This is a genomic window from Sandarakinorhabdus sp. AAP62 (genome assembly GCF_000331225.1).
GTDB lineage: Bacteria > Pseudomonadota > Alphaproteobacteria > Sphingomonadales > Sphingomonadaceae > Sandarakinorhabdus.
Window position 1 is genome coordinate 101,659 of record NZ_ANFY01000003.1, and the last position, 22,975, is coordinate 124,633.

Annotated in this window: 23 protein-coding genes; 5 read left to right on the plus strand and 18 right to left on the minus strand. The window is 66.7% G+C overall.

Annotation, left to right across the window (positions count from 1 at the left end; genetic code table 11):
- Positions 1 to 69 precede the first annotated feature (69 nt).
- Positions 70 to 1,896 carry an ABC transporter ATP-binding protein/permease gene (locus tag D619_RS0100695; RefSeq protein WP_017666631.1) on the plus strand — a complete coding sequence of 609 codons (1,827 nt, stop codon included), beginning with the start codon at positions 70 to 72 and terminating at the stop codon, positions 1,894 to 1,896.
- Positions 1,897 to 1,956: 60 nt separating this feature from the next.
- Here D619_RS0100695 and D619_RS0100700 read toward each other — a convergent pair whose 3' ends face one another.
- The 6 genes from D619_RS0100700 to D619_RS0100725 form a co-directional block, all read right to left on the minus strand.
- Complete coding sequence (locus D619_RS0100700; RefSeq protein ID WP_033372682.1) at positions 1,957 to 2,469, minus strand: fasciclin domain-containing protein; 513 nt, start codon at positions 2,467 to 2,469, stop codon at positions 1,957 to 1,959.
- Positions 2,470 to 2,619: 150 nt separating this feature from the next.
- Positions 2,620 to 3,378 carry an anti-sigma factor gene (locus D619_RS15135; RefSeq protein ID WP_017666633.1) on the minus strand — a complete coding sequence of 253 codons (759 nt, stop codon included), beginning with the start codon at positions 3,376 to 3,378 and terminating at the stop codon, positions 2,620 to 2,622.
- Positions 3,375 to 3,953, minus strand: coding sequence for a sigma-70 family RNA polymerase sigma factor (locus D619_RS0100710; RefSeq protein WP_051033431.1), 579 nt, complete (start codon positions 3,951 to 3,953; stop codon positions 3,375 to 3,377). Before D619_RS0100710 ends, D619_RS15135 begins: the two co-directional genes overlap by 4 nt.
- Positions 3,950 to 4,708 carry an ATP-binding cassette domain-containing protein gene (locus tag D619_RS0100715; protein ID WP_017666635.1) on the minus strand — a complete coding sequence of 253 codons (759 nt, stop codon included), beginning with the start codon at positions 4,706 to 4,708 and terminating at the stop codon, positions 3,950 to 3,952. Before D619_RS0100715 ends, D619_RS0100710 begins: the two co-directional genes overlap by 4 nt.
- Positions 4,705 to 5,481, minus strand: a complete 777-nt coding sequence (locus D619_RS0100720; RefSeq protein WP_026090558.1) for an ABC transporter permease — start codon at positions 5,479 to 5,481, stop codon at positions 4,705 to 4,707. The genes D619_RS0100715 and D619_RS0100720 overlap by 4 nt, the downstream gene beginning before the upstream one ends.
- Positions 5,478 to 6,524 (minus strand): alanine racemase, encoded by a 1,047-nt coding sequence (locus D619_RS0100725; RefSeq protein ID WP_017666637.1) that lies wholly within the window; start codon positions 6,522 to 6,524, stop codon positions 5,478 to 5,480. Before D619_RS0100725 ends, D619_RS0100720 begins: the two co-directional genes overlap by 4 nt.
- Positions 6,525 to 6,584: 60 nt before the next feature.
- On the opposite strand from D619_RS0100725, the gene D619_RS0100730 reads away from it, so the two are divergent.
- Positions 6,585 to 6,812, plus strand: coding sequence for a hypothetical protein (locus tag D619_RS0100730; RefSeq protein WP_017666638.1), 228 nt, complete (start codon positions 6,585 to 6,587; stop codon positions 6,810 to 6,812).
- A gap of 74 nt (positions 6,813 to 6,886) precedes the next feature.
- Here D619_RS0100730 and D619_RS0100735 read toward each other — a convergent pair whose 3' ends face one another.
- The 5 genes from D619_RS0100735 to trmB form a co-directional block, all read right to left on the minus strand.
- Positions 6,887 to 7,822, minus strand: coding sequence for a ribose-phosphate pyrophosphokinase (locus tag D619_RS0100735; RefSeq protein WP_017666639.1), 936 nt, complete (start codon positions 7,820 to 7,822; stop codon positions 6,887 to 6,889).
- A 75-nt stretch (positions 7,823 to 7,897) separates the two neighbouring features.
- A complete protein-coding gene (gene mutT / locus D619_RS0100740) occupies positions 7,898 to 8,296 on the minus strand; it encodes an 8-oxo-dGTP diphosphatase MutT (protein WP_017666640.1) in 399 nt (132 codons plus the stop codon).
- On the minus strand, positions 8,296 to 9,717 hold the full coding sequence (locus D619_RS0100745) for a M48 family metalloprotease (protein WP_017666641.1): 1,422 nt from the start codon (positions 9,715 to 9,717) through the stop codon (positions 8,296 to 8,298). The genes mutT and D619_RS0100745 overlap by 1 nt, the downstream gene beginning before the upstream one ends.
- 50 nt (positions 9,718 to 9,767) lie before the next feature.
- Positions 9,768 to 10,718, minus strand: coding sequence for an acetyl-CoA carboxylase carboxyltransferase subunit alpha (locus tag D619_RS0100750; RefSeq protein ID WP_017666642.1), 951 nt, complete (start codon positions 10,716 to 10,718; stop codon positions 9,768 to 9,770).
- Between the two features lie 59 nt (positions 10,719 to 10,777).
- Positions 10,778 to 11,473 (minus strand): tRNA (guanosine(46)-N7)-methyltransferase TrmB, encoded by a 696-nt coding sequence (gene trmB / locus D619_RS0100755; RefSeq protein ID WP_152417228.1) that lies wholly within the window; start codon positions 11,471 to 11,473, stop codon positions 10,778 to 10,780.
- Positions 11,474 to 11,592: 119 nt separating this feature from the next.
- Here trmB and D619_RS0100760 point away from each other — a divergent pair, with 119 nt between their 5' ends.
- Both D619_RS0100760 and D619_RS0100765 read left to right on the plus strand, forming a co-directional pair.
- Positions 11,593 to 13,113 carry an NAD(P)/FAD-dependent oxidoreductase gene (locus D619_RS0100760; protein ID WP_017666644.1) on the plus strand — a complete coding sequence of 507 codons (1,521 nt, stop codon included), beginning with the start codon at positions 11,593 to 11,595 and terminating at the stop codon, positions 13,111 to 13,113.
- Between the two features lie 89 nt (positions 13,114 to 13,202).
- Complete coding sequence (locus tag D619_RS0100765) at positions 13,203 to 14,621, plus strand: nitronate monooxygenase (protein ID WP_026090559.1); 1,419 nt, start codon at positions 13,203 to 13,205, stop codon at positions 14,619 to 14,621.
- 254 nt (positions 14,622 to 14,875) lie between these two features.
- Here the strand turns inward: D619_RS0100765 and D619_RS0100770 are convergent, their stop codons facing one another.
- The 3 genes from D619_RS0100770 to D619_RS0100780 form a co-directional block, all read right to left on the minus strand.
- Entirely contained in the window at positions 14,876 to 15,553 is a 678-nt protein-coding gene (locus D619_RS0100770; protein WP_017666646.1) for a DUF1223 domain-containing protein, read from the minus strand.
- A 312-nt stretch (positions 15,554 to 15,865) separates the two neighbouring features.
- Positions 15,866 to 16,873 carry an NAD(P)-dependent alcohol dehydrogenase gene (locus tag D619_RS0100775; protein ID WP_017666647.1) on the minus strand — a complete coding sequence of 336 codons (1,008 nt, stop codon included), beginning with the start codon at positions 16,871 to 16,873 and terminating at the stop codon, positions 15,866 to 15,868.
- A gap of 256 nt (positions 16,874 to 17,129) precedes the next feature.
- Positions 17,130 to 18,125: a D-glycerate dehydrogenase gene (locus D619_RS0100780; RefSeq protein WP_017666648.1), complete on the minus strand. Its 996-nt coding sequence runs from the start codon at positions 18,123 to 18,125 to the stop codon at positions 17,130 to 17,132.
- 78 nt (positions 18,126 to 18,203) lie between these two features.
- Between D619_RS0100780 and D619_RS0100785 the strand changes: the two genes are divergently transcribed.
- The gene (locus tag D619_RS0100785) at positions 18,204 to 18,707 is read left to right on the plus strand and encodes an SH3 domain-containing protein (protein ID WP_017666649.1); all 504 of its coding nucleotides are present in this window, start codon (positions 18,204 to 18,206) and stop codon (positions 18,705 to 18,707) included.
- Here D619_RS0100785 and D619_RS0100790 read toward each other — a convergent pair.
- From D619_RS0100790 to hemC, 4 genes are all read right to left on the minus strand, one after another.
- On the minus strand, positions 18,704 to 19,981 hold the full coding sequence (locus D619_RS0100790; protein WP_017666650.1) for an MFS transporter: 1,278 nt from the start codon (positions 19,979 to 19,981) through the stop codon (positions 18,704 to 18,706). The genes D619_RS0100785 and D619_RS0100790 overlap by 4 nt on opposite strands.
- Positions 19,982 to 20,112: 131 nt before the next feature.
- Positions 20,113 to 21,090 carry a hypothetical protein gene (locus tag D619_RS0100795; RefSeq protein WP_017666651.1) on the minus strand — a complete coding sequence of 326 codons (978 nt, stop codon included), beginning with the start codon at positions 21,088 to 21,090 and terminating at the stop codon, positions 20,113 to 20,115.
- Positions 21,091 to 21,099: 9 nt separating this feature from the next.
- Complete coding sequence (locus D619_RS0100800; protein ID WP_017666652.1) at positions 21,100 to 21,747, minus strand: uroporphyrinogen-III synthase; 648 nt, start codon at positions 21,745 to 21,747, stop codon at positions 21,100 to 21,102.
- Positions 21,748 to 22,013: 266 nt separating this feature from the next.
- Positions 22,014 to 22,925 (minus strand): hydroxymethylbilane synthase, encoded by a 912-nt coding sequence (gene hemC / locus D619_RS0100805; RefSeq protein ID WP_017666653.1) that lies wholly within the window; start codon positions 22,923 to 22,925, stop codon positions 22,014 to 22,016.
- Positions 22,926 to 22,975: the final 50 nt, after the last annotated feature.

Below are 22,975 nucleotides of genomic sequence, written 5' to 3' on the forward strand. Positions count from 1 at the left end.
CGCAAGACCCAAGCCTTGGGACAAACCATCCCATTGCCCCACCCGCCCCGCCGGCCCATATGAACCGCAATGCAATCACTTGCCGCCCCGCCCGGCCCGCCGAAAGGTGAGGCCGACTTCAAGACGCTGAAGCGCTTCCTGCCTTATCTGTGGCCGGCCGACCGTTCCGATCTGAAACTGCGGGTGATCGGCGCCTTGTGCCTCGTGCTGCTGGCCAAGGGCGTCATGCTGGCGATGCCCTACACGCTGAAACTGGCGCTGGATGCGATGTCGGCCAGTCTGTCAGGCGGGGCCGGCGTCGCCATGGCGCTGGTTGCCTCCTATGCACTCGCCCGCTTCGGCGGCGTGCTGTTCGACAATTTCCGCAACGCGCTGTTCGAAAAGGTCGGCCAGGAAGCCGCGCGCCATCTCAGCCTCGATGTGTTCAGCCACATCCACCGCCTGTCCTTGCGCTTTCACCTCGAACGCCGCACCGGCGCGCTCACGCGGCTGATCGAACGCGGTACCAAGAGCATCGATACCATGCTCTATTTCCTGCTGTTCAACATCTTCCCCACCGTTATCGAACTCACCGCCGTCTGCTTCCTGTTCGGGCGCGGGTTTGGCTGGGAACTGGTGGCGGCGACGCTGGCAATGGTCGCCGCCTATATCATCTACACCCAGCGCATCACCGATTGGCGCGCCGAACTGCGCCGGCAAATGGTGGACAGCGACCAGAAGGCGACCGCGCGGGCCGTGGACAGTCTGCTGAATTACGAAACGGTCAAATATTTCAACGCGGAAAGCCATGAGAACGCCAATTATGGCCGCGCCATCAAGCGCTACACCGATGCCGCCACCCGCTCCGAGGTCAGCCTGGCCTGGCTCAACATCGGCCAAAGCTTAATCACCAATGCATTGATGGCCGGCGCCCTGGTCTATGTGGTGTGGGGCTGGGATCAGGGCCGTTTCACCATCGGCGACATCGCCTTCGTCAACGGCCTGCTGATGCAATTGTTCCGCCCGCTCGATCTGCTCGGCATGGTCTATCGCGAGATCCGCCAGGGCCTGATCGACATGGAAGCGATGTTCCGCCTTATCGATACCACGCCGGAAATCGCAGACGCGGCGGGGGCCCAGCCATTGCAACTGTCGGGCGCACGCATCCGCTTCGATGCGGTGCAGTTCGGCTATGATCCGCGCCGGCAGATTTTGCACGGCGTCAGCTTTGAGGTGCCGCCGGGCAAGAAGCTGGCCGTGGTCGGCCATTCGGGGGCGGGCAAGTCCACGCTCAGCCGCATCCTCTATCGTTTCTACGATATCCAGGGCGGCGAAGTGAGCATCGACGGGCAGGATATCGCCCATGTCACGCAAGACAGTCTGCGCCGCGCCATCGGCATCGTCCCGCAGGATACGGTGCTGTTCAACGACACGATCGGCTACAACATCGCCTATGGCCGGCCCGACGCCAGCGAGGCGGAAATCATCGCGGCAGCACGCGGCGCGGCCATCCATGATTTCATCCTGGGCCTGCCCGATGGCTATCAGACCCAGGTGGGCGAGCGCGGACTGAAACTGTCGGGTGGCGAGAAACAGCGCGTCGCCATCGCCCGCACCATCCTGAAGAACCCAGCCATCCTGATCCTCGATGAAGCCACCAGCGCGCTCGATTCGGCGACGGAGGCCAGCATCCAGGAGGCGCTGGGCGGCGTTTCGGCGGGGCGCACCACCATCGTCATCGCCCACCGGCTGTCCACCATCACCGATGCCGATGAAATCATCGTGATGGACTCGGGGTGCATCATCGAACGCGGCCGCCACGAGGAGTTGCTGGCGCAGGCCGGCGCCTATGCCGAGATGTGGGCGCTGCAACAGGCCGAGGAAGACGACAGCACCGCCGAGCCGGCGACGGCCTGAAACAAATCGGGGGCCGGCTCTGGTGAGCCGGCCCCCGTGGATACGCAACCAACGATACGCTTACGGCAGCACCACCGCGTCAACCACGTGGATGACGCCGTTGGACTGGATCACATCGGCCTGGCGGACATGGCTCATGCCGCCCTTGGCATCACGCAGCATCACCAGATTGCCCATCATCGAGGCGGTCAGCTTGCCGCCTTGCACCGTGGTCAGCTCGGCCTTGCCGCCGCCGGCCTTGATGGCATTCACCACATCAGCGGCGGTGAACTTGCCGGCCACCACGTGATAGGTGAGCACGGCGGTGAGCGTGGCCTTGTTTTCCGGCTTCAGCAGGGTTTCCACCGTGCCGGCCGGCAGCTTGGCAAAGGCGGCGTTGGTGGGGGCGAACACGGTGAACGGGCCCGCGCTCTTCAACGTGGCGACCAGGCCGGCGGCCTTCACGGCGGCCACCAGCGTGGTGTGATCAGCCGAGTTCACGGCGTTATCGATGATATCCTTGGTCGGCAGCATGGCGGCGCCGCCAACGATCGGCTGCGCGCTGGCCATGGGGGAAAGGCCAGCGGCTGCCATGGCGAACAGAGCAGCGCGCAGTGTGTTACGGGAAGTCATGGACACTCCATCTTGACATCAGGGCCGCCGGAATAGGCGGCTCCTTCATCTACGCGAGATGGGTGACAGCGTTGCGCTCACCAGTGCCGCTGCGACGAAATGGGCCAGAGATCAGGCCGCTGCCAATTTGCCCGTGGCAATCACCGGCCCGGTGGGCGCACCCGTGGGTGAGCCGCCGGTCGGTTCGATGGAAATGGCCAGGATCGAACCGGGCTTCAGCCCGGCCAGCCGTTCGCGCGGGATGGTCTGGCTGCGACCGGCGGCAATATCGATCACGCCCAGTGATCGCGGCGGGTTCTGGCCCTCGATCACCCACAGTTCCGGCACCTTGCCGGTGGTGGTATCATCGCTGGCGGCAACCGGCGCAAAACGCACCTGGCCGCTGGCCGGATCATAGGCCGCCGCGATCAGCGGCTTGCCTGTCGCATCGGCCAGGGTCGCCACCAGCGCCGGGCCATTGGCCACCATGGCCGGAACCGCGGGACCGACGCTGCCCGGCTGCACCAGCAGCGCCACGGCAACCGCCGCCAGTACCGGTCCGCCGAGGCCCAGCATGCGCCAAAGATTGAGATTGTCCCACCAGCTGGCTTTCGCTGCCGGCCCGGCGGCACGGCGCGGCAGCGGCGTCACCTCGGCAGCAATGGCAGCCCAGACGGACGGCGGCGGCGCGATGCCCGGCGTCGTGTCGTCCAGCGGCGACAACAGCTGCTGCCAGCGTTCGACGGCGGCACGGAAATCGGGGTCGCTCAAGCTGCGCAGCTCGGCGGCCTTGCGCTCGGCCCGGCTGCCGCCGCCCAGCGCATAATCCATCGCCTGCGCTTCCAACTCGGTCAGCCCATCAAGGCCGTTCTGATCGGGGCTCTGGCTCATGCCTCGCTCCCTTCCAGGGCGCCGCGCATGCGGATCAGGCCGCGCCGCACCCAGCTTTTCAGCGTGCCCACCGGCACCTGTTCGCGTTCCGCAAGCTCATCATAGGTAACGCCGTCGAAATAGCAGGCGCGGATGGCGGCGGCGTGACGCGGCTCCAGGCTGGCCAGCGCCGCTGTCAGCCGGCGCACATCATCGCCATGGATCAGGCCGGCATCCTGCGCCGGGCCATCGTCAGCCAGTTCGAACGCGGCTTCCACCGGCACCTGCGCGCGTGGCGGCCGGGCGCGCAGCCGGTCGATCGCGCGGTTGCGCGCGATGGTGGCAGCCCAGGTGATCGGGCTGGCCTTTGAAGGATCAAAGGTCGCCGCCTTGCGCCAGATACTGAGGTACACATCCTGCAACACGTCTTCGGATTCCTGCCGTTCCACCAATATACGCAGGATCACGCCAAAAAGTTTTGCACTGGTGCGATCATAGAAGGCGTGGAAGGCGGCGGTATCGCCATCGGCCGCCTTCAGCAGCAACGACGACAGTTCGGCCGCGCCAGGGGTAACTGGTTGAACAGGCCGGTTCATTGCCGCACGCCCGGCATCTGGATCGGGCCTTCGGTGCTGCCGTGAATGAACTGGCGCACATAGGGATTTTCGCAGCCGTCAAGGCTGGCGAGCGGCCCGTGCCAGATGATTTTTCCTGCGTGCAGCATGGCAACCCTGTCGGCGATCAAACGCACACTCGCCATGTCGTGCGTAATTGCAAGTGCCGTGATCTTCAAATCCGTGACCAGCGTGCGGATGAGCTTGTTGATCACCGCCGCCGTGATCGGATCGAGGCCGGTCGTCGGCTCATCGAAAAAGATGATCGGTGGCCGCACCGCGATGGCACGGGCCAGCGCCACGCGTTTCTGCATGCCGCCCGACAGTTCGGCAGGGCGCAGATCCGCCACCTCCGCGCCCAGACCCACCCGCGCCAGATTGTCGATGGCCGCGGCCCTGCGATCCGCCGCGCGGCCGGGCAGGGCAAAGCTGATGTTGCGCCATACCGGCAGCGAATCGAACAAGGCGCCGCCCTGGAACAACATGCCAAAGCGGGTGCGATGGGCGTCGAGCGCAGCGCCTTTCAGTCCGGCGACTTCCTGGCCGTCCACCTTGATCGATCCGGCATCGATGGGGATCAGGCCCAGGATGCATTTCAGCGAAACGGATTTGCCGGTGCCTGAACCGCCGATGATCACCAGGCTTTCGCCGGGCATGACGCTGACCGACAGGCCATCGAGCACCTGCCGGCTGCCAAAGCGTTTCGATACACCGGAAAGTTCGATCCGCGGCGTCATGAACCGAACACGATCACGGTGATGATCAGGTTGGACAGCAGGATCAGGATGAAGCTGGAAACCACGGCATTGGTGGTCGCCCGGCCAACGCCCGCCGCGCCGCCGCCGCTGTGATAGCCGTGATAACAGCCCATCAAGGCGATGAAAAAGCCGAACACGCCGGCCTTCACCAAGGACGACATCACGTCATCCACCTCGAGATAGCGCTGCGTCGTCGCCAGATATTGCGCGCTGTTGAAGCCCAGCCGCTGCGTCGCCAGCAGCCAGCCGCCCATCACGCCCAGCGCATTCGACACCAGCACCAGGAACGGCATCACCAGCACGGCCGCCAATATGCGCGGGCCCACCAGCCAGCGGAAGGGATCGGTGCGCAGCGTCACCAGCGCGTCTATCTGTTCCGTCACCCGCATCGTGCCCAGTTCCGCTGCCATGGCGCTGGCGACACGGCCGGCCACCATCAGCCCGCCCAGCACCGGGCCCAGTTCGCGCACCACGCCGATCACGGTGACGGCCGGCACGGTCGACGCCGCATTGAAGCGGCTGCCCCCGATGAAGATCTGCTGCGCCAGCGCGGAGCCAGTGAAGATCGCGGTGAGGCCCACCACCGGCAATGACAGCCAGCCGATCACCAGCATCTGCTGCGCCAGTTGCGCCGGATACCAGGGCGGCTGCAGCATCCGGGTGAGCGCGGTGATGGCAAAGCGCGTCAGCCGGCCAATGGCGGTGAATGCCGCCAGCACCGGCGCGCCGATTGCCACCAGCGCGGCGATCATGCCCACACCCGTTCGAAACGCTGCCCCAGCGCCACCAGCAATTCATAGCTGGTGCGGCCCGACAGGCTGGCCATGGTTTCGGGCGGGAAGGGAATGTCGATCCAGTCGCCTTCCGCCAGCGCCGGCGCATCGGTGACATCAAAGGCCGAAAGATCCATCGAGATGCGGCCCGCCGCCGGGCAGCGCACGCCGGCCACGTCGGCATAACCCACCCCGGAAAGCCCACGCGCATAGCCATCGGCATAGCCCAAGGCCACGGTGGCGATGCGGCTTGGCCTTGTGGCCACGAACGCCGCGGCATAGCCCACCGTGTCGCCGGCCGGCACATCGCGCAGCTGGATGATGCGCGCCTGCATGCGCGCCACCGTGCGTGACACGCGGCCATCCGGCATCAGGCCGCCGCCGAACAGGCCGATGCCCGGGCGCACCAGATCAAGGTGGAACGCCGCGCCCAGCGCGATGCCGGCACTGTTGGCCAGGGCATAGGCGCCCGCCGGCACCCGCGCGGTCACTTCGGCAAAGCAGGCACGCTGGCGTTCGTTGAGCGGGTGCGCCGGATTGTCGGCACAGGCAAGATGGCTGTGCAGCACCGCCACCTCCATCCCGGCCAGCACTTCGGCCGTTTCGGCCGGCGCGAGGCCGAGCCGGTTCATGCCGCTGTCCACCATCGCTTCGCACGGCCGCCCGGTCTGTCGCCACAGTGCAACCTGGTTCGGCGTCACCAGCACGGGCCGGGCCGGCAGGGTGAGCGCGGCTGGCAGTTCCCCGGCGGTCACGCCGTGGAGGACGGACAGGGTCACGCCGTCGGGCAGCGGCAGCAGCGCCGGTACTTCCTGCCAGTGCGCCACATAGAAGGTTCGGCACCCCGCCGCCGCCAGCCGCAGCAAGGCTTCGCGCGCGCCCAGGCCATAGCCATCGGCCTTGATCGCCGCCCCGCATGTCGCCGCCCCCACGGCACGGGCGAAATCCTGCCAGTTGGCGATCAGCGCCGCACTGTCGAGCAGCAGCCGCGCTTGCGGCGGAGGGAGGGCAGTGGCGGGCACGGCACTGGATTAGCGATGTTGTTCATGGCGGCGCAAGCCATTCCCCTGTATCAGGGGGTCATGAACCGCATCTTCTTCTCTGCCGCCGCCCTCTCGCTCGTGGTGAGCAGCGCGCTCGCGCTGGCCCCGGCCAACGCCCAGGCGCAACCCAAGCCCGACACCGAATTCTGTGCCAAGACGCGCGCGAAGGATCCGGGTGGCATTTGCACGGCCAAGGGCGAATATGTGACGCCGGAGAAAGTCTACAAACCCGATGGCACGGTGATCAATCGTTCGACCGGCGACTGAGGTGACGAGCTTGCCCTGAACGACAAATCCGCCCACGGCCCCACCCGCATGCGGGGGGGGAGACGTGTCGTGCCCTAATCAAAAAGACTGCTGACCGAGCTTTCTTCGGCGGTGCGACGCATGGCTTCGGCCAGCAGCGGCGCGATGGTGATGCGTCGCACTTTCCGGGCGGCCTTCACAGCCTCGGTGGCAGCAATCGAATCAGTGACCACCAGTTCCGCCAGCGCCGAACCATCGACGCGCGCCACCGCACCGCCTGACAGCACGCCGTGGGACACATAGGCCGTCACGCTCTGCGCGCCGGCTTCGAGCAGGGCGGCCGCAGCATTGCACAACGTGCCGGCCGAATCGACGATATCATCGACCAGGATGCAGCGACGGCCGCGCACATCGCCGATGATGTTCATCACTTCCGATTCGCCGGGCCGTTCGCGGCGCTTGTCGACGATGGCCAGCGGCGCGTTGCCCAGCCGCTTGGCCAGCGCGCGGGCGCGCACCACGCCGCCCACGTCGGGCGAAACGACCATCAGGTCTGCCATGCCCATGCGTGCCGTGATGTCGGCGGCCATCACCGGGGCGGCAAACAGATTGTCGGTGGGGATATCGAAGAAACCCTGGATCTGGCCGGCATGCAGATCAAGGCACAGCACGCGATCAGCGCCGGCCATGGTGATGAGATTGGCGACCAGCTTGGCCGAAATCGGCGTGCGCGAGCCTGATTTGCGATCCTGGCGGGCATAGCCGAAATAGGGCACCACCGCCGTGATCCGCCGCGCCGATGCCCGTCGCAGGGCATCGATGCAGATCAGCAATTCCATCAGATTGTCATTGGCCGGCGCCGCGGTGGACTGGACCACGAACACATCTTCGCCGCGCACATTCTCATGAATTTCAACGAAGATTTCTTCATCGGCAAAGCGCCGCACCGATGCGCTGGTGAGCGGGATTTCCAGATAGGCGGCAATCGCCTGGGCCAGTTCGGGATTGCCGTTGCCGGCCAGAATCTTCATGTCGCGCGCGCCCTCGCTGACGGGTTTTGCCGGCCATAGCCGCCCTGTCACACAGGTGCAACCATGGTGGCGGGCTCAGGCGCCGATTGCGGCGACCAATGCCTCGACCAGCGGCACATCAGCGGGTGGCATCGGCAGCGCCGCCATGGCGCCAGGCCGTTCCCAGCGCAGTGCCTGGCCATCGCGGCCATGCGGTTCGCCCGCCCAGTGCCGGCACCAATAGAGCAGCATGACGAGGTGGAAATCGGGATAGGCAAAGCTGACGAAGGTGAAGGGCGCCAGGCCTTCGGCCGTGATGCCCAGTTCCTCCTCCAGCTCACGCGCCAGCGCCGCTTCGGGTGATTCGCCCGGCTCCAGCTTGCCGCCGGGAAACTCCCACATCCCGGCCAGCGACTTGCCTTCCGGGCGCTGGGCCAGCAGCACCCGACCGTCGCCGTCCACCAGGGCGGCGGCCACGACATGGATGATCTTCATCAGCGCAGCGTGACCAGTTTCACCCGGTCACCGGCCTTCAGCTGGGCATTGGCGTCCAACTGATTGAGGGTGAGGAAACGCGCCATCCTGTCGTCGCTATAGGCCATGCGATCGGCCAGGCCTTGCAGCGTGTCCTTCGGGCCAACGCGCACCACAGTCACGCGGCGGCTGCGGATGCCGGCGATTTCCTGCGGCGTCATCTTGCGCACGCTGGCGGCCACGGGGGCAACGCTGCCACCCTGGCCCTGCGGCGCGATGCTCACCAGCGTCAACGCCAGCTGCGGCGACCAGCGATAGACGGTGAGCGTCGCTTCCACCGGCCCGCCTTGCGAGCCGGCGCGGATGCTGCCTTCCAACGCTTCCACCCCGTTGATGCGGGTGGCGCGCATCGGTTGGGCCGAAACGCCCAGTTGCTGCCAGCGCGCGCTCGCAATGGCATTGAGGTCGGACGTGCGCGCATCGGCAGCGCGCAGGTCGAACTTCAGATTGCCCGGCCCGGTGCCGGTGACGGCCTGCGGGCTGTTGGTGATGGCAAAGCCCTGCGGCGCATCCAGCGCCAGCGCCAGCCCGCCGTGACGGAAGCCATTGCCCACCACCACGCCTTCGGCCGGATCATCATCATAGATCATGCCGTCGATGGCATTCAGGAAGGCATCGCGGTTCAGCGTCTTGCCCGCGCGCGGGGCCAACGCCTGCGCTTCGGTCCGCATCCGCGCCACGCGCTCGCCGCTGGGCGGGTGGGTGGAAAGCCATTTCGACGGTTCGGCGCCGCCCTGACCCTTCAACCGCGCCTCCAGCGCCGTCTGTGCGCCCAGCGCCGCCAGGCTGTCGGTGCCGGCATTGGGATCATAACCGGCACTGACCAGATAACGCACCCCCAGGCTGTCGGCCTGGCGTTCCTGCTCGCGGCTATACCCCAGCGTGGTGAGCCCGGCGACAAGGCCGGCCCCGCGCCCGATCAGATCGGAACCGGTGAGCACCCCGGCCACACCGGCCAGCACGTTCGAAAGGGCGGCGCGGTTCTGCCGCTTCTGGCCATGACGGGCCGCGACGTGCGCCACTTCATGGCCCATCACGAAGGCGAGTTCGGCTTCGTCGTTCATCAGCGCCAGCAATTGCCGGGTTATGTAGACATAGCCGCCAGGGATGGCGAAGGCGTTGTTTACATTGGAGTTGAGCAGGGTGACATTGTAATCCGTCGCCCGCGCGCCGCCGCCCGATTGCACGGCGATCTTCTGGCCGACACTGCGCACATAATCGGCCACCGGCCCGCTCATGGCGCCGCCGAATTGCTGCAGGATTTGCGGATGTGCTTCGGCGCCAGCCTTGCGCTCGCTCTCCGTCAGGCCGGGCGGGGCCTGTGCCAGGGCCGGACCAGCCAGGAGAACGGACAAGGCAAGGGTGCGCAGCATGTTCTTCATGGCTGCAACATAGCCCGAACTGCCGACCCGAGGCCAGCGGTCACATCAGGTCAGAGCGTCCGGCCCATCGCCAGATATTTGGCGCGCCGCGCCTTCACCAGCGCTGCCGGTGACAGCGCCAGCAGCGGCTGCAATTCGCTGGCAATCGCCATCGACAGCGAGGCAATCGCGGCGGCCGGATCACGATGCGCGCCACCCAGCGGTTCGGACACGATGGTATCGATCACACCCAGCGCCTTGCAGTCAGCCGCCGTCACCTTCATCGCCTCGGCCGCGTCTGCCGCGCGATTGGCCTGCTTGTCGGCATTGCGCCACAGGATGGAGGCGCAGCCTTCCGGCGAAATCACCGCATAGACCGCATGCTCCAGCATGATCACCCGGTCGGCCGCCGCGATGCCGATGGCACCGCCCGACATGCCTTCGCCGGTGATGGCAGCGATGATCGGCACGGGTGCGCCAAGGAAGGCGGCCGTGGCGCGCGCAATGGCTTCGGCCTGGCCACGGGCTTCACCATCAACGCCCGGATAAGCGCCAGCGCTATCGACCAGCGTGATCACCGGCACGTTGAAACGGGCAGCGAGTTCCACCAGTCGCGCGGCCTTGCGATAGCCTTCCGGCCGGCCCATGCCGAAGTTGTGGCGGACGCGCGATGCGGTGTCGTTGCCCTTTTCATGGCCGATCAGCATCACCGGCACGTTCAGCCCGCGCAGCTTGCCCAGCCCGCCCAGGATGGCCAGATCCTCGCCATAGGCGCGGTCGCCGGCCAAGGGGGTGAAATCCTCTACCAGCGCCTTGGCGATATCGGAAAAATGCGGCCGCGCCGGGTGGCGGGCGACCAGCGTCTTCTGCCACGGCGTCAGCTTGGCATAGGTTTCGGCCAGCAAGCGGCGGGCAGCGCCTTCGGCATGGCGGGCGCCGGCATCATCACCGGCGGCACGATAGTCCGAAGCGCGGCTCGCGATCTGGGCAATCGGCTTTTCAAAGTCGAGATAGGTGCTCACGCGGCTTGGCCTAGGCGATATGACGCGGCGCGGTCAATGGCCGCAACGTCACATGCAGGCTATTGGCGCTGCCAGCGGAAATACCACACCTCGTGGCCCAGCCGGCGTGCCTTGGCCTCATAACGCGTCTGCGGCCAATCGGCGGGGCGGGTGCGGAAATCGGCCGCCGTATCACCCAGCCAGCGGAAATCGGCGCGCTTGCCCATCTGCATCAGCGCCCAGCGGCAATAGATCGGGTGATCGGTGCCAAAGCGGAATTCACCGCCGGGCTTGAGCACGCGGGCGATGAGATGGATCGGGCCGGGGTTCATGAAGCGGCGTTTGGCGTGGCGGGCCTTGGGCCAGGGATCAGGGTGGAGCAGGAACACGCGCTCCACACTGGCTTCGGGCAGCCGTTCCAGCACGTCGAGCGCATCGCCGTGGTGGATTCGCACATTGGTAAGGCCGCCGTCGCGCACCGCCATCAGCGCACCGACCACGCCATCCACGAACGGCTCGGCGCCGATGATGCCCACATCGGGGTTCATCACGGCTTGGCCGGCCATATGTTCACCGCGGCCAAAGCCGATTTCCAGCCACAGCGGGCGATCATCGCCAAACAGGGCGGGAGCCGTGATCGGGCCCCCGGCGGGCACCGCGATGCGCGGCAGCAGATCCGCAAGCAGGGCCGCCTGGCCCTGGCGCAAGGCGTGGCCCTGCCGGCGGCCATAAAGCCGGCGGATGGTGGTGGGATCGGAAACAACAGATTCGCTCATCGCGGCGGCCATGCCCGATTGCGCGCCTGTGGAAAAGGGCAGGCGTGGGCTTTGATCCAGATCAAGGCACCCCGATGCCACCGGCTCGAAACTGGTGCCCGGATTTGGAAGGATCAGCGATGGACGCTCACACCTTGGCCCGCCCCGCCCCCGAAGGCGCGATTGCCGATGTGGATGTGCTGGTGATTGGCGCCGGCATTTCCGGGCTCTCGGCGGCCTGGCACCTGCAGCAGCGCCTGCCGCACAAGCGCTTCCTGGTGCTCGAACGTGAGGCCAGTTACGGCGGCACCTGGCTCACCCACAAATTTCCCGGCATCCGGTCCGACAGCGATCTCTACACCTTCGGCTTTGGCTTCAAGCCATGGGTGGGGCCGCCGATCGCCACGGCCGCCGAGATTCAGTCCTATCTGGGCGAGATGATCGAGGAGAACGACCTCGATCGCCATATCCGCTACAACCACAGTATCGAAACCGCCGATTGGGACAGCGCGACAGCGCGCTGGACGGTTACCGCCGCCCTGCCAGACGGCACGCGCCGCCTGTTTCGCGCGCCATTCCTGTGGATGGCGCAGGGCTATTATCGCCATCATCAGGGCTATTGGCCAGACTATCCGGGCATGGCCGATTTCCAGGGCCCGATCCTTCACACCGAAGAATGGGATGCAGCCACCGATTACACCGGCAAGCGGGTCGTGCTGATCGGATCGGGCGCGACGGCGGCTACCGTGGTGCCGGCCATGGCCGAAAAGGCCGCGCATATCACCATGATACAGCGCAGCCCGACCTATTTCATGCCCGGCCGCAACGAGAATGAACTGGCCGAACTGCTGCGCCCGATCGGGGTGGACGAAGCCACCATTCACGACATCGTGCGCAAGAAGATCATCCATGATCAGCACCAGATCGTGCAGCAATGCCGTGCAGCGCCCGATGCCGTGGCCGCCGAACTGCTGGCCGGGGTGCAGGCGCTGCTGCCCGAAGGTTATGACATGCGCCACTTCACGCCCAGCTATCGCCCGTGGCGGCAACGGCTGGCGTTTGTGCCCGATGGCGATCTGTTTGCCGGCATCCGCGCCGGCAAGGCGGATGTCGTCACCGGCACGATATCGCGCTTCACGCCCGATGGGGTGGAGATGGCAGATGGCACGCAGGTCCCCGCCGACATGATCGTGCTTGCCACCGGCTTCAACCTGTGTGTGTTCGGCGACATCGCCTTCAGCATCGACGGCAAGCCACTGGACATGGGCGACACGGTCACCTGGCGCGGCATGATGTTCACCGGCGTGCCCAATCTGGTGTGGGTGTTCGGCTATTTCCGGGCGAGCTGGACGCTGCGATCCGACATGATCTCGGAATTCACCTGCCGGCTGCTGCAGCACATGGACGAAAAAGGCGTCGACAAGGTCGAGGTGGTGCTGCCACCCGCCCTTGTCGACAGCCCGCGCGGCCTGTGGGTCGATCCGGAGGATTTCAACCCCGGCTATCTCGCTCGCGGCCAGCACCTGTTGCCGAAAACCGCGCCCGGCCCGGAATGGCGCCATACCCAGGATTATTGGCGCGAAAAGGATGAAATCCCGCGGGTGGACCTCGATGGACCGGCCTTCCGCTATGCCAGAACCAGGCTGGGTGTGACCACCTGAGACAACAGCACGGCTTGCACACTGCCACATCTTTGCCGCAAGAGAGCGGTGGCCGGAGGATGGGTCCGGCCGTGACAGAACGGAAAACGATGCTTTCTGGTGTGAAATCGCTGGTGATGGGTGGCCGCGAAGTGTGGCCACTGGTGGAAGGCGGCAAGGGTGTCTCCGCCACCAACCACGCCTCTTCGGGGGCGTGGGCGCTGGCCGGCGGGGTGGGCACGGTTTCGGCCGTCAACGCCGACAGCTATGATGCCGAAGGCCAGATCATCCCGCAGATCTATCGCGCCGCCACCCGCCGCGATCGTCATGAAGAGCTGGTGCATTATGCCATCGAGGGCGGCGTCGCCCAGGTGCAGCGCGCCCATGACATCGCAGCATCGGAACTGAAGCGCGGCATCGGCGCCATCAATATCAACGTTCTGTGGGAGATGGGCGGCGCCCAGCGCGTGCTGCAAGGCGTGCTGGAACGCACCAAGGGCCTGGTCAACGGCGTCACCTGCGGCGCCGGCATGCCCTACAAGCTCTCCGAAATCGCGGCGCAGCACGGCGTTTACTATTATCCGATCATCAGTTCCGCCCGCGCCTTCCGGGCGCTGTGGAAGCGCGCCTATTCCAAGGCCGCCGAATGGCTGGGCGCGGTGGTCTATGAAGATCCGTGGCTGGCCGGTGGCCACAACGGACTTTCCAACGCCGAAGACCCGCGCGCGCCGCAAGACCCATACCCCCGCGTCGCCGAACTGCGCGCCACCATGCGTGAACTTGGGGTGCCCGAATCCGTGCCGATCATCATGGCCGGCGGCGTCTGGCGGCTCGACGAATGGGCCAACTGGCTCGACAATCCCGAACTCGGCCAGATCGTCTTCCAGTTCGGCACAAGGCCTTTGCTCACCCAGGAAAGCCCGATTCCCGACAGCTGGAAACAACGCCTGTTCGACCTTGAAAAGGGCGACATCCTGCTCCACAAATTCTCGCCGACCGGTTTCTACTCCTCGGCAATCCGCAACCCCTTCCTGCGCGCGCTCGAAGCCCGCAGCGAGCGCCAGGTGGCCTTCTCCACCGCTGCCACTGGCGATCACCAGTTCGCGCTGGATGTTGGCGTCGGCTCCAAACGCTATTTCGTCACCCGCGATGATCTCAATCGCGCCCGCGAATGGCACGGCGCCGGCTTTACCGAAGCGCTGAAAACGCCGGACAACACATTGGTGTTCGTCACCCCCGCCGAACGCGGCACCATCCGCAAGGATCAGGCCGATTGCATGGGCTGCCTGTCCCACTGCGGCTTCTCGGCCTGGGCGGACAATGAAGGCAACAGCACCGGGCGTCTGGCGGATCCCCGCAGCTTCTGCATCCAGAAGACCCTGCAGGACATCGCCCACGGCGGCGAACCCGACGCCAATCTCGCCTTCGCCGGCCACAGCGCCTACCGCTTCGCCAGCGACCCCTGGTATTCCAACCGCTTCATCCCGACGGTAAAGCAATTGGTGGACCGGATACTGACCGGGGCTTGAGTTTTCAGGACAAGAGGGCCTCCGGCGGGCAGGGACACAGTCCCTGCACCCGTTTGTTTTTGGGCAACCCATCTCCGCGAAGCAATTGTCATGCTGGCGCAGGCCAGCATCCACCGTGTCCTCGTGGGCAAGAACACAAGTTCATGCACCATATTGGATGCTGGCCTGCGCCAGCATGACATGGTTTCATTGGAAAGAACCAATCGAAAACAAACGGGTGCAGGGTCTCAGGCCCTGCCCGCCGGAGGCATTCTTCACTTCAACTTCAGCGCCGCCAGCACCGGACCACCGCCCGGCCGCTGCACCAGAACCGCCTCTGACAGCCCGGCCACGGGCGCTGGCCGGGCAAAGCCGGCTGCGCTGCCGGACCACGCCCCAAGGCGCACCAGACCGGTCACCACATTGCGGTGCGGCAGGGTGCGGCCGCCGTTTTCGCCGGCCTTGATCGGCACCTGCACGATATTGGGGTTATAGCGCACCAGCCAGACATCGCCGACACCTTTGCCGGCCGCGACCTCGATGCGCGAAGTGGTGGCGGAAACGGCCGGGCCGCCCGTGCCGCGATCTCCGGCCTTCACCGCCTGCGCCAGTTCGGCGGCGCGCACGCCGGTCACGTCCACGCGGCCGTTGATGATGGTCTGCGGCGTCCACACATTGTCGTGGCGCAGTCCATCGCGATAATCATATTGGCGGCGGGTGAATTCCGGCTTGGCGAACCGGTCCTTCCAGCCGAGCTGATCCCAATAGGTCACGCCAAAGCTGAGTACGAGCAGATCGGGCCGATCCGCCAGCGCCATCACATTGGCGTTGGCAGGCGGGCAGGACGAACAGCCCTGGCTCTGGAACAATTCGATCACGGTGGGATGCGCGGCATCGGCGGCGAGTGCCGGAGCGGCAAGACTGGCGGCGAGGGCAAGCAGGGCAAGACGCATGGGTGCTACTCCTTCTGCTGGCCAGTTCGCGCCGCGAGCGCTGGATGTTGCAGAGGAGAAGGCAGAATGCCTCCGGCGGGCAGGGTCGCAGACCCTGCACCCGTTTGTTTTGGTTTGGTCCTGCCGCAATAAGGCCGTGTCATGCTGGCGCAGGCCAGCATCCATTGTCGTGCATGAACCTATGCTCTTGCCCGTTGCGGCAGGGTGGATGCTGGCCTGCGCCAGCATGACGAGATCACCTGATGAACAAGGGCCGCCCCAAAACAAAAGTGGGTGCAGGGCCTCAGGCCCTGCCTGCCGGAGGCGTCTTCCTCAAATATCCACGCAGATCTTGCCGAAATGCTTGCCGCTCTCCTGGTGACGGAAGGCTGCGCCCAGCTCAGCCAGTGGGAAGTGCGAATCGATCAGCGGGCGGAGGCCGTTCTGGTTGATCGCCCGGATCATGTCCTGTTGCTGGCGGCGGGTGCCGACGGTGATGCCGATGAGGCGGATCTGCTTGGCCATCAGCTGCACGGTGGGGACGGGCCCGGCAAAGCCGGCCAGCACGCCGATCAGGCTGATGTGGCCGCCGACGGCGCAGGCGGTGATCGATTCAGGCATGGTGCCGGCGCCACCGATCTCGACGACATGATCGACGCCGCGGCCCTGGGTGAGCTTCATGGCTTCCGCGCCCCAATTGGGCGTCGATTTGTAGTTGATCAGATGATCGGCGCCCATTGCCGCCAGCCGGCCGAGCTTTTCATCGCTGCTGCTGGTGGCGATCACGGTGGCGCCCATGGCCTTGGCAAACTGCAGCGCAAAGATGGAAACGCCGCCAGTGCCCTGTACCAGCACGACATCGCCGGCCTTCAGATTGCCTTCCGGCACCAGGGCGCGCCAGGCGGTGAGGCCGGCGCAGGTGAGGGTGGCGGCTTCGGCGTGGCTGTAGCCGAACGGCGCGTGGGTGAAGCTGGTGGCGGGCGCAACGACCTCTTCCAAGGCATAGCCATCGGCGCCATCGCCCGGCACGCCGGCAAAGCCGGCCATGTTGGGTTTGCCATCGAGCCAGGTCGGGAAGAAGGTGGAGACGACCATATCACCCGGACGAAATTCGCTGACACCCTCGCCCACCGCCAGCACCTCGCCGGCACCGTCGCTCATCGGGATGCGGCCGTCCGGCGTCGGGATGCCGCCGACGACGACGATATAATCATGGTAGTTCAGGCTCGACGCCCGGATGCGCACCTTGATTTGGCCGGGGCCGGGGTTGCCGGGCTCGGCCATGTCTTCATGGCGCAGATTGTCGATGCCGGCGGGGTGGCGGAGACGGATGGCTTTCATGGTGGTGGCTCCCTTGGTTATAGGCAGCCTAGACCGGGATAGGGCGCTTGCTCCCCTCCTCTTCAGGGGAGGGGTCGGGGGAGGGGCACGGCCGGCGGCAAAGCCGCCGAGTCCGTGGGGAGTGAAGAAAGACAGAAGAGAAAGTGCGTGGCAGAGCCACGCCGTCGAAGCTGTTCTGCCGGGCGAAGGCCCGTCAGCCAGCCCGGCCGGCATGCGGCGAGGCTTCAGCTATCGCTGCGCGATAGCTGAAGCCTCCTCATGCCCATCCCTCCAAAACAATATCCGGCGGCCGGTGCCCATCCACCCACACGCGGATATTGGCGATCACCTTCTCGCCCATCGCCTGGCGGCCTTCAAAGGTGGCGCTGCCCATGTGCGGCAGCAGTACCACGTTGGTCATCGCCAGCAGGCGGGCATCGATGGCCGGTTCATGCTCGAACACGTCCAGACCGGCACCGGCGATCTGGCCGGCGGCCAGCGCTTCGCACAGCGCGTTTTCGTCCACGATCTCGCCGCGCGCCGCGTTGATCAGATAGGCGCTCTTCTGCATCAGGCCGAAGCGGTGGGCGTCGATCAGGTGGTGGGTATCAGGCGTGTGCGGGCAGTTGATGGTGATGATGTCCACCCGCGCCAGCATGGCATCCAGATCGGCCCACCAGGTTGCTTCCATTTCCGCTTCCACGCTGGCGGGCAGGCGGTGGCGGTTGTGGTAATGTACGGTCAGGCCAAAGGCGCGGGCGCGGCGGGCGACGGCGCTGCCGATGCGGCCCATGCCGATGATGCCCAGCCGCTTGCCGGTGATGCGGTGGCCCAGCATGCCGGTGGGCGACCAGCCGGCCCATTCGCCGGCGCGCACCAGTTTTTCACCGGCGCCCAGCCGGCGCGGCACCGCCAGGATCAGCGCCATCACCATGTCGGCGGTGTCGTCGGTCAGCACGCCGGGCGTGTTGGTCACTGTCACCTTGGCGGCGTGGGCGGCATGCAGATCGATATGATCGACCCCCACACCGAAATTGGCGCACAATTTCAGCCGTCCCGCTTCGGCTGCGGCCGCAAACACCGCGGCATCGACATGATCGGTCACGGTCGGCACCAGCACGTCGCAACGGCGGGCGGCGTCGCACAGCAGGTCGTGTGTCAGCGCCGTGTCGGTCAGGTTCAGCTCGACATCAAAGAGTTCGGCCATCCGGGTTTCCACCGCCTGCGGCAGGCGGCGGGTGACGATGACCTTGGGGCGGGGCTTGTTGGGCATGGCTCGGGTCCGAAATCAGCAACGATTGAACGCGGCAAGGCTTGCGCGGCAACGGCCAAGCGGTCAAGAGGAAGGCCCATGAAGAAACTGCTGATGCGCCTGCCCCTGCTGCTGGTTGCTGCTCTGGCCGTGCCCGCCGGGGCTGCCGAATTTGCCGACGGCACCACCGATTTGCCGAAGCCGCGCTTTGTTTCGATCAAGGGCGGCAGCGCCATGATGCGCTCCGGCCCGGGCGAACGCTTCCCCATCCTGTGGGAATACAAGCGCGTTGGCCTGCCGATGGAAATCCTCAAGGAATATGAGATCTGGCGACAGGTGCGCGATCCGGATGGCACCATTGGCTGGATGAACAAGGCGCTGCTCACCGGGCGGCGCACCGGCATCGTGCGCGATCAGCAGCGCCTGCTCTATGTCGCGCCCGACATGAAGAGTCGCATCGCCTGGCGGATCGCACCGGGCGCGGTGGTGAACATCACCTTGTGTGAAGATATCTGGTGCCGGGTGAGCAAGGACGGCAAATCCGGTTACATCCTGCGCGGCCAGATGTGGGGCACCTACGCCCGCGAGAAGATCGAAGGTTAACGGCGGCCGCCGCCCTTCACCAGCAACAGCAGCAGCAGGCCCACAGCCAGCAGGCCGATCACCGGAATGAAGCCCGCCGCCTGCGTGCCACCTTCGCGCGTGGCGATTTCCACCAACATCGGCCCCAGCCACATGGTGGCAGCGCCCGACAGCGCATAAAGGCCGAAATAGGCGCCCAGCCGATCAGGCGGCACCAGCCGGGTGAGCAGGGTGCGCGACGAGGCATAGGCAGCTGTGACAGTGACGGCGAGGCCGCAGCCCAGCCCCAGGAACAGCAGTTCGGGCAGGGTGGTGAACATCGGCCCATCCCACAGCGGCACGGGGGATGCGGGCTGGAACAGGATACGGTCTGGCGCCATGCCGAGCACCAGTGTCTGCACCAGGATGAGCAGCAACAGTTCCAGCATCAGGGCATGGCGCGGCCCCAGCCAGCCATCCAGGCGCGGCGCCAGCAGCCCGCCCATCACCGCGGCACAGCTGAGCACGATGCCATAGCCCAGCATCGGCAAGGTGCCCCAGTTCATGGTGCCGGCGGCATAGACACCGCCAAACAGCAGGATCGCCGTCAGCCCATCGGTGAAGAGCATCCGCGCCAGCAGGAAGAGCAGGGGATTGGCACTGCCGCGCACATCGCGGAAGAGCCGGCCCAGATCCCTGGCACCGCCCACGAAGGCTGCGGCCAGCGAGGCAGAGGTGCGCGGCGCATCGGGCACGGCGCGAAACAGCGGGATACTGCCCACCAGCATCAGCGCGCCCACGATCGGCCCGGTGATGCGCGCCGGTTCGCCCAGGGCCTGATCAAGCCCCAGCAGCGGCGCTGTCGGCAACCACGGCCAATCCACCGTGCCCGGCAAGGCAAAGGCCAGCAGCACCAGCAGCAGCAAGCCCACGCTCATCGCATTGCCGCCGGCCAGCCCCAGCCCGCTGGCCCGCGCCACACCGCCATGGCCAGCCGCCGGCACCAGCAGCGCATTGTGCAGCGTTTCATGCGCGGCAAACAGCCACGACATGGCTGCGCCGGCAAACACCACCCACGCGATGCCCAGCCCGTCACCTGCCCCCGCCGGCATCACCCACCACAGGCTGGTGGTGATGGCCACCATGGTCAGCATCACCAGCGCCAGCAACGGCTTGCGCGGCCCCAGCCGATCGACCATCGCGCCGAGCAGCGGCATGGTCACCATTACCGCCCAGCCGCCCCATTTGCCGCTTTGCGCCACCAGCGCCTGGCCCTGCACCGGATCGCCGACCACGGCGCGCACGAACCACGGCATGAAGATATAGATGGTGATGAGGATGACGTAAGGGTCGCGGACTGCCTGCGCCAGCGCCCAGGCTCTGGTAGCGCGCAGGGAGGCGGTAACGGGAGTGGCGGTGTCGGTGATGGCCGCGCTCCCCGAGGCTGTCAGCGAGCAGGTGCTGGGGTGACGGCAGGTGCAGGCAGCGGTGTCGCGGCCGAAGCTTCCAGTGCCACCAGCGCGGCCTCGCCGGCAGCCAGCCGATCGGCTGCCGCCAGCCAGCCGCGCACCGTGCCGTTGCCGCGCAGCGCCCTTGAACGGCGCAAGGCAGCGGCCGCCGCCGTGACATCGCCGCGCGCCATGGCGGCCTGGGCCTGCGCCACCGGCCCAGCGCCCTCGCGTGCGGCAAAGGCGGTTTCCACGCGGCGGGTCAGCGCCTCCCACCAATTGGGGCGCGCCGCGCCGGGCCCGGCGTCGGACAGGCCAGCCAGATCGCGCGCCAGCCGCGCCCGTGTGACCGGTGCTGCCGACAGCGCCTCCAGCACCGTCACTTCATCGGCATGTTGTTCCCGAAACAGGCGACGGGTCGCCGGCAGCAGCGCATCATAGGCGCGGCCATCGGCCACGGCGCGCCGCAGCAGCAGCACGGTCAACATGGCTTCGGCACGGTCGGCCGCGCCCTGTGCGGTGGCGACTACGGCCGCATCACGGGCTTCCTCGGCCGCCACGCGCGCGCCAAGCTGGGCCAATTGGCGGTTCAGCTCGTCGATCCGCTCGGCGTCACGCTGGATCTGGTCGGTGCTGCTTTCCACGCGGGCTTCGGTGCGGGCCAGCCGTTCGGCAGCGACCGCCGGCGCGGGCAGCTTGCGCTGCTCCAGCGCGGCCAGACGCTGTTCCAATGCCGCCGTATCGGGCGTCGGTTCGGCCTGCACGAAGGGCAGGCGGCCGCGCACTTTCTGTTCGAACCAGGGGTTGGCAATCAGGCCACCGGCAAAGGCCAGCGTCGCCAGCACCAGCGCCCAGGCCAGGCCGTTGCTGCGCCGCGGCGGCTGCGGGCGGGCAGGTGTCATAAGCCGGGCGCGCAGCCGCTCGGTGGCGGCCAGGCTCGATTCGCCGATGTCGTTGCGGTCGAAAGGCTCATTCATGGGCCCTTCCTACAAGGCTTTGGGCAGCATCGCCAGCAGGGCTGCTTCGGTCGGTTCCGGCGCGGCCCGGGCGCTTTGCCAGCCGCGGCCCGCCGCTTCCAGCGTGGCCGGGCTGATGGCCAGCAGGGTCAGCGCCGCGCGCTGCCCGCCCAGCCGATCCCATTCGGCCGCAAACTGCGCGGCCGTGCGCGGCGAATGCAGCAGCACGGCGGCCACATCGGGCAGGGTCGGTAACGGCTGCAGCGGCGTTTCGTATACGACGACACGGGTAAGATCGACGCCGCTCGGTACGGTCGCCGCCGTCACATCGGCCCCGGCCAGATGCAGATAATGGCCTGCGGCAAGGCGATCCAGCAGTGCCTGCATGGTGCCCGGCCCGGCTGTCACGTCCTGCCAGCCAGCCGCCCGCGCGGCCGTGGCGGTCGCTGCCCCCACCGCGTGGGCCGGCAGCGCTTGCAACGGAACGGCCTCGCGGCCGGCATGGCGCACGGCGGCGGCGCTCGAAAGGATGATGGCATCGGGCCGCGCGATCGGTCGTTCCCATGCGACGGCTTGCGTGGCGAGCAGGGGATGGACAACCGGTTCATGGCCCAGCGCCGCCAGCCGCACGGCGGTCGCGTCCGCACCCGGCTGCGGGCGGACGACCAGGATGCGCATCAGGGTCCAAACTCAATCAGGAGAGGGGTCGTCACGATGTCAGGAACGCCGATGGGAGTGAGCGAGTGCAGCCAGATAGCGGCGCTATCTGGCAATCGAGCGAGCGCGCCATCGGCCTTCCTGACATCGCCCGCAGGGTGGGCTGGAGAGGCGATATGGCGTCGTTGCGGTCGCTTGCCGGGGGGCAAAGCCCCGCCACCGCTCCTGCGCCTAGCCATATCGCCTCTCCAGCCCATGCCGACCCCTCTCCTGATTGAGTTTGGACCCTAAGCGGTGAACAGTCCGCGCACGGCCGGGCTGGCGCGGCCCAGCAATTCGGCGGCCAGTTCCGCCACCCGCTCGTGCGCTTCCTGCAACGATGCGTTGAAGCCGCCTTCCTGCACTTCGCTGCCATCCTCGGCGAGGATCTGGCCGCGGAAGCTGACGCCTTCGCCTTCCAGCCGCGCCAGCGCCGCCACCGGCGAATGGCAGGTGCCGCCAAGCGCGGCGAGAAAGGCGCGCTCGAGGGTGACGCACTGGAAGGTGGGGAGGTGGTTGATCGGCTCCAGCAGCACCAGCGTTGCTTCATCGCCGTCGCGGGCGGTGATGCCCACCGCACCCTGGGCGCTGGCGGGGAGCATTTCGTCCAGTTCGATCAGGCTGCCCACCGTCTGGCCCAACCGGTCAAGACCAGCCGCCGCCAGCAGCGTGGCATCGATCACACCCGTTTCCACCCTGGAAAGCCGCGTCGCCACATTGCCGCGCAGAATTTCGGTGACGAGATCCGGCCGCTTTGCCTTCAACTGGGCCGCGCGGCGCGGAGACGAGGTGCCCACCTTCGCGCCCTGCGGCAGCGCGGCAATGCTTGTGGCGCCAATCAACCGTTCGCGCACATCGGCGCGCGGCAGCATGGCGGCGAGCGATATGCCGTCCTTCAGCAGCGTTTCAACGTCCTTCATCGAATGCACGCCGATATCGATGCGGCCATCCATCAGGGCGGCGTCCAACTCCTTGGTCCACAGCGCCTTGCCGCCGATTTCGGCGAGCGCGCGATCCTGCACCTTGTCGCCGGTGGTGTGGATGACGATGATTTCCACATCGGCGTCGCCCCAGCCATGCGCGGCTCTCAGCGCATCAGCCGTCATGTTGGCCTGCGCCAGTGCAAGCGGGGAACCGCGGGTGCCGATCTTGAAGCTCATGCGCCTGCCATGGCGCGACGGTTGCGGATTGGCAAGACTGGCCCTAGGTC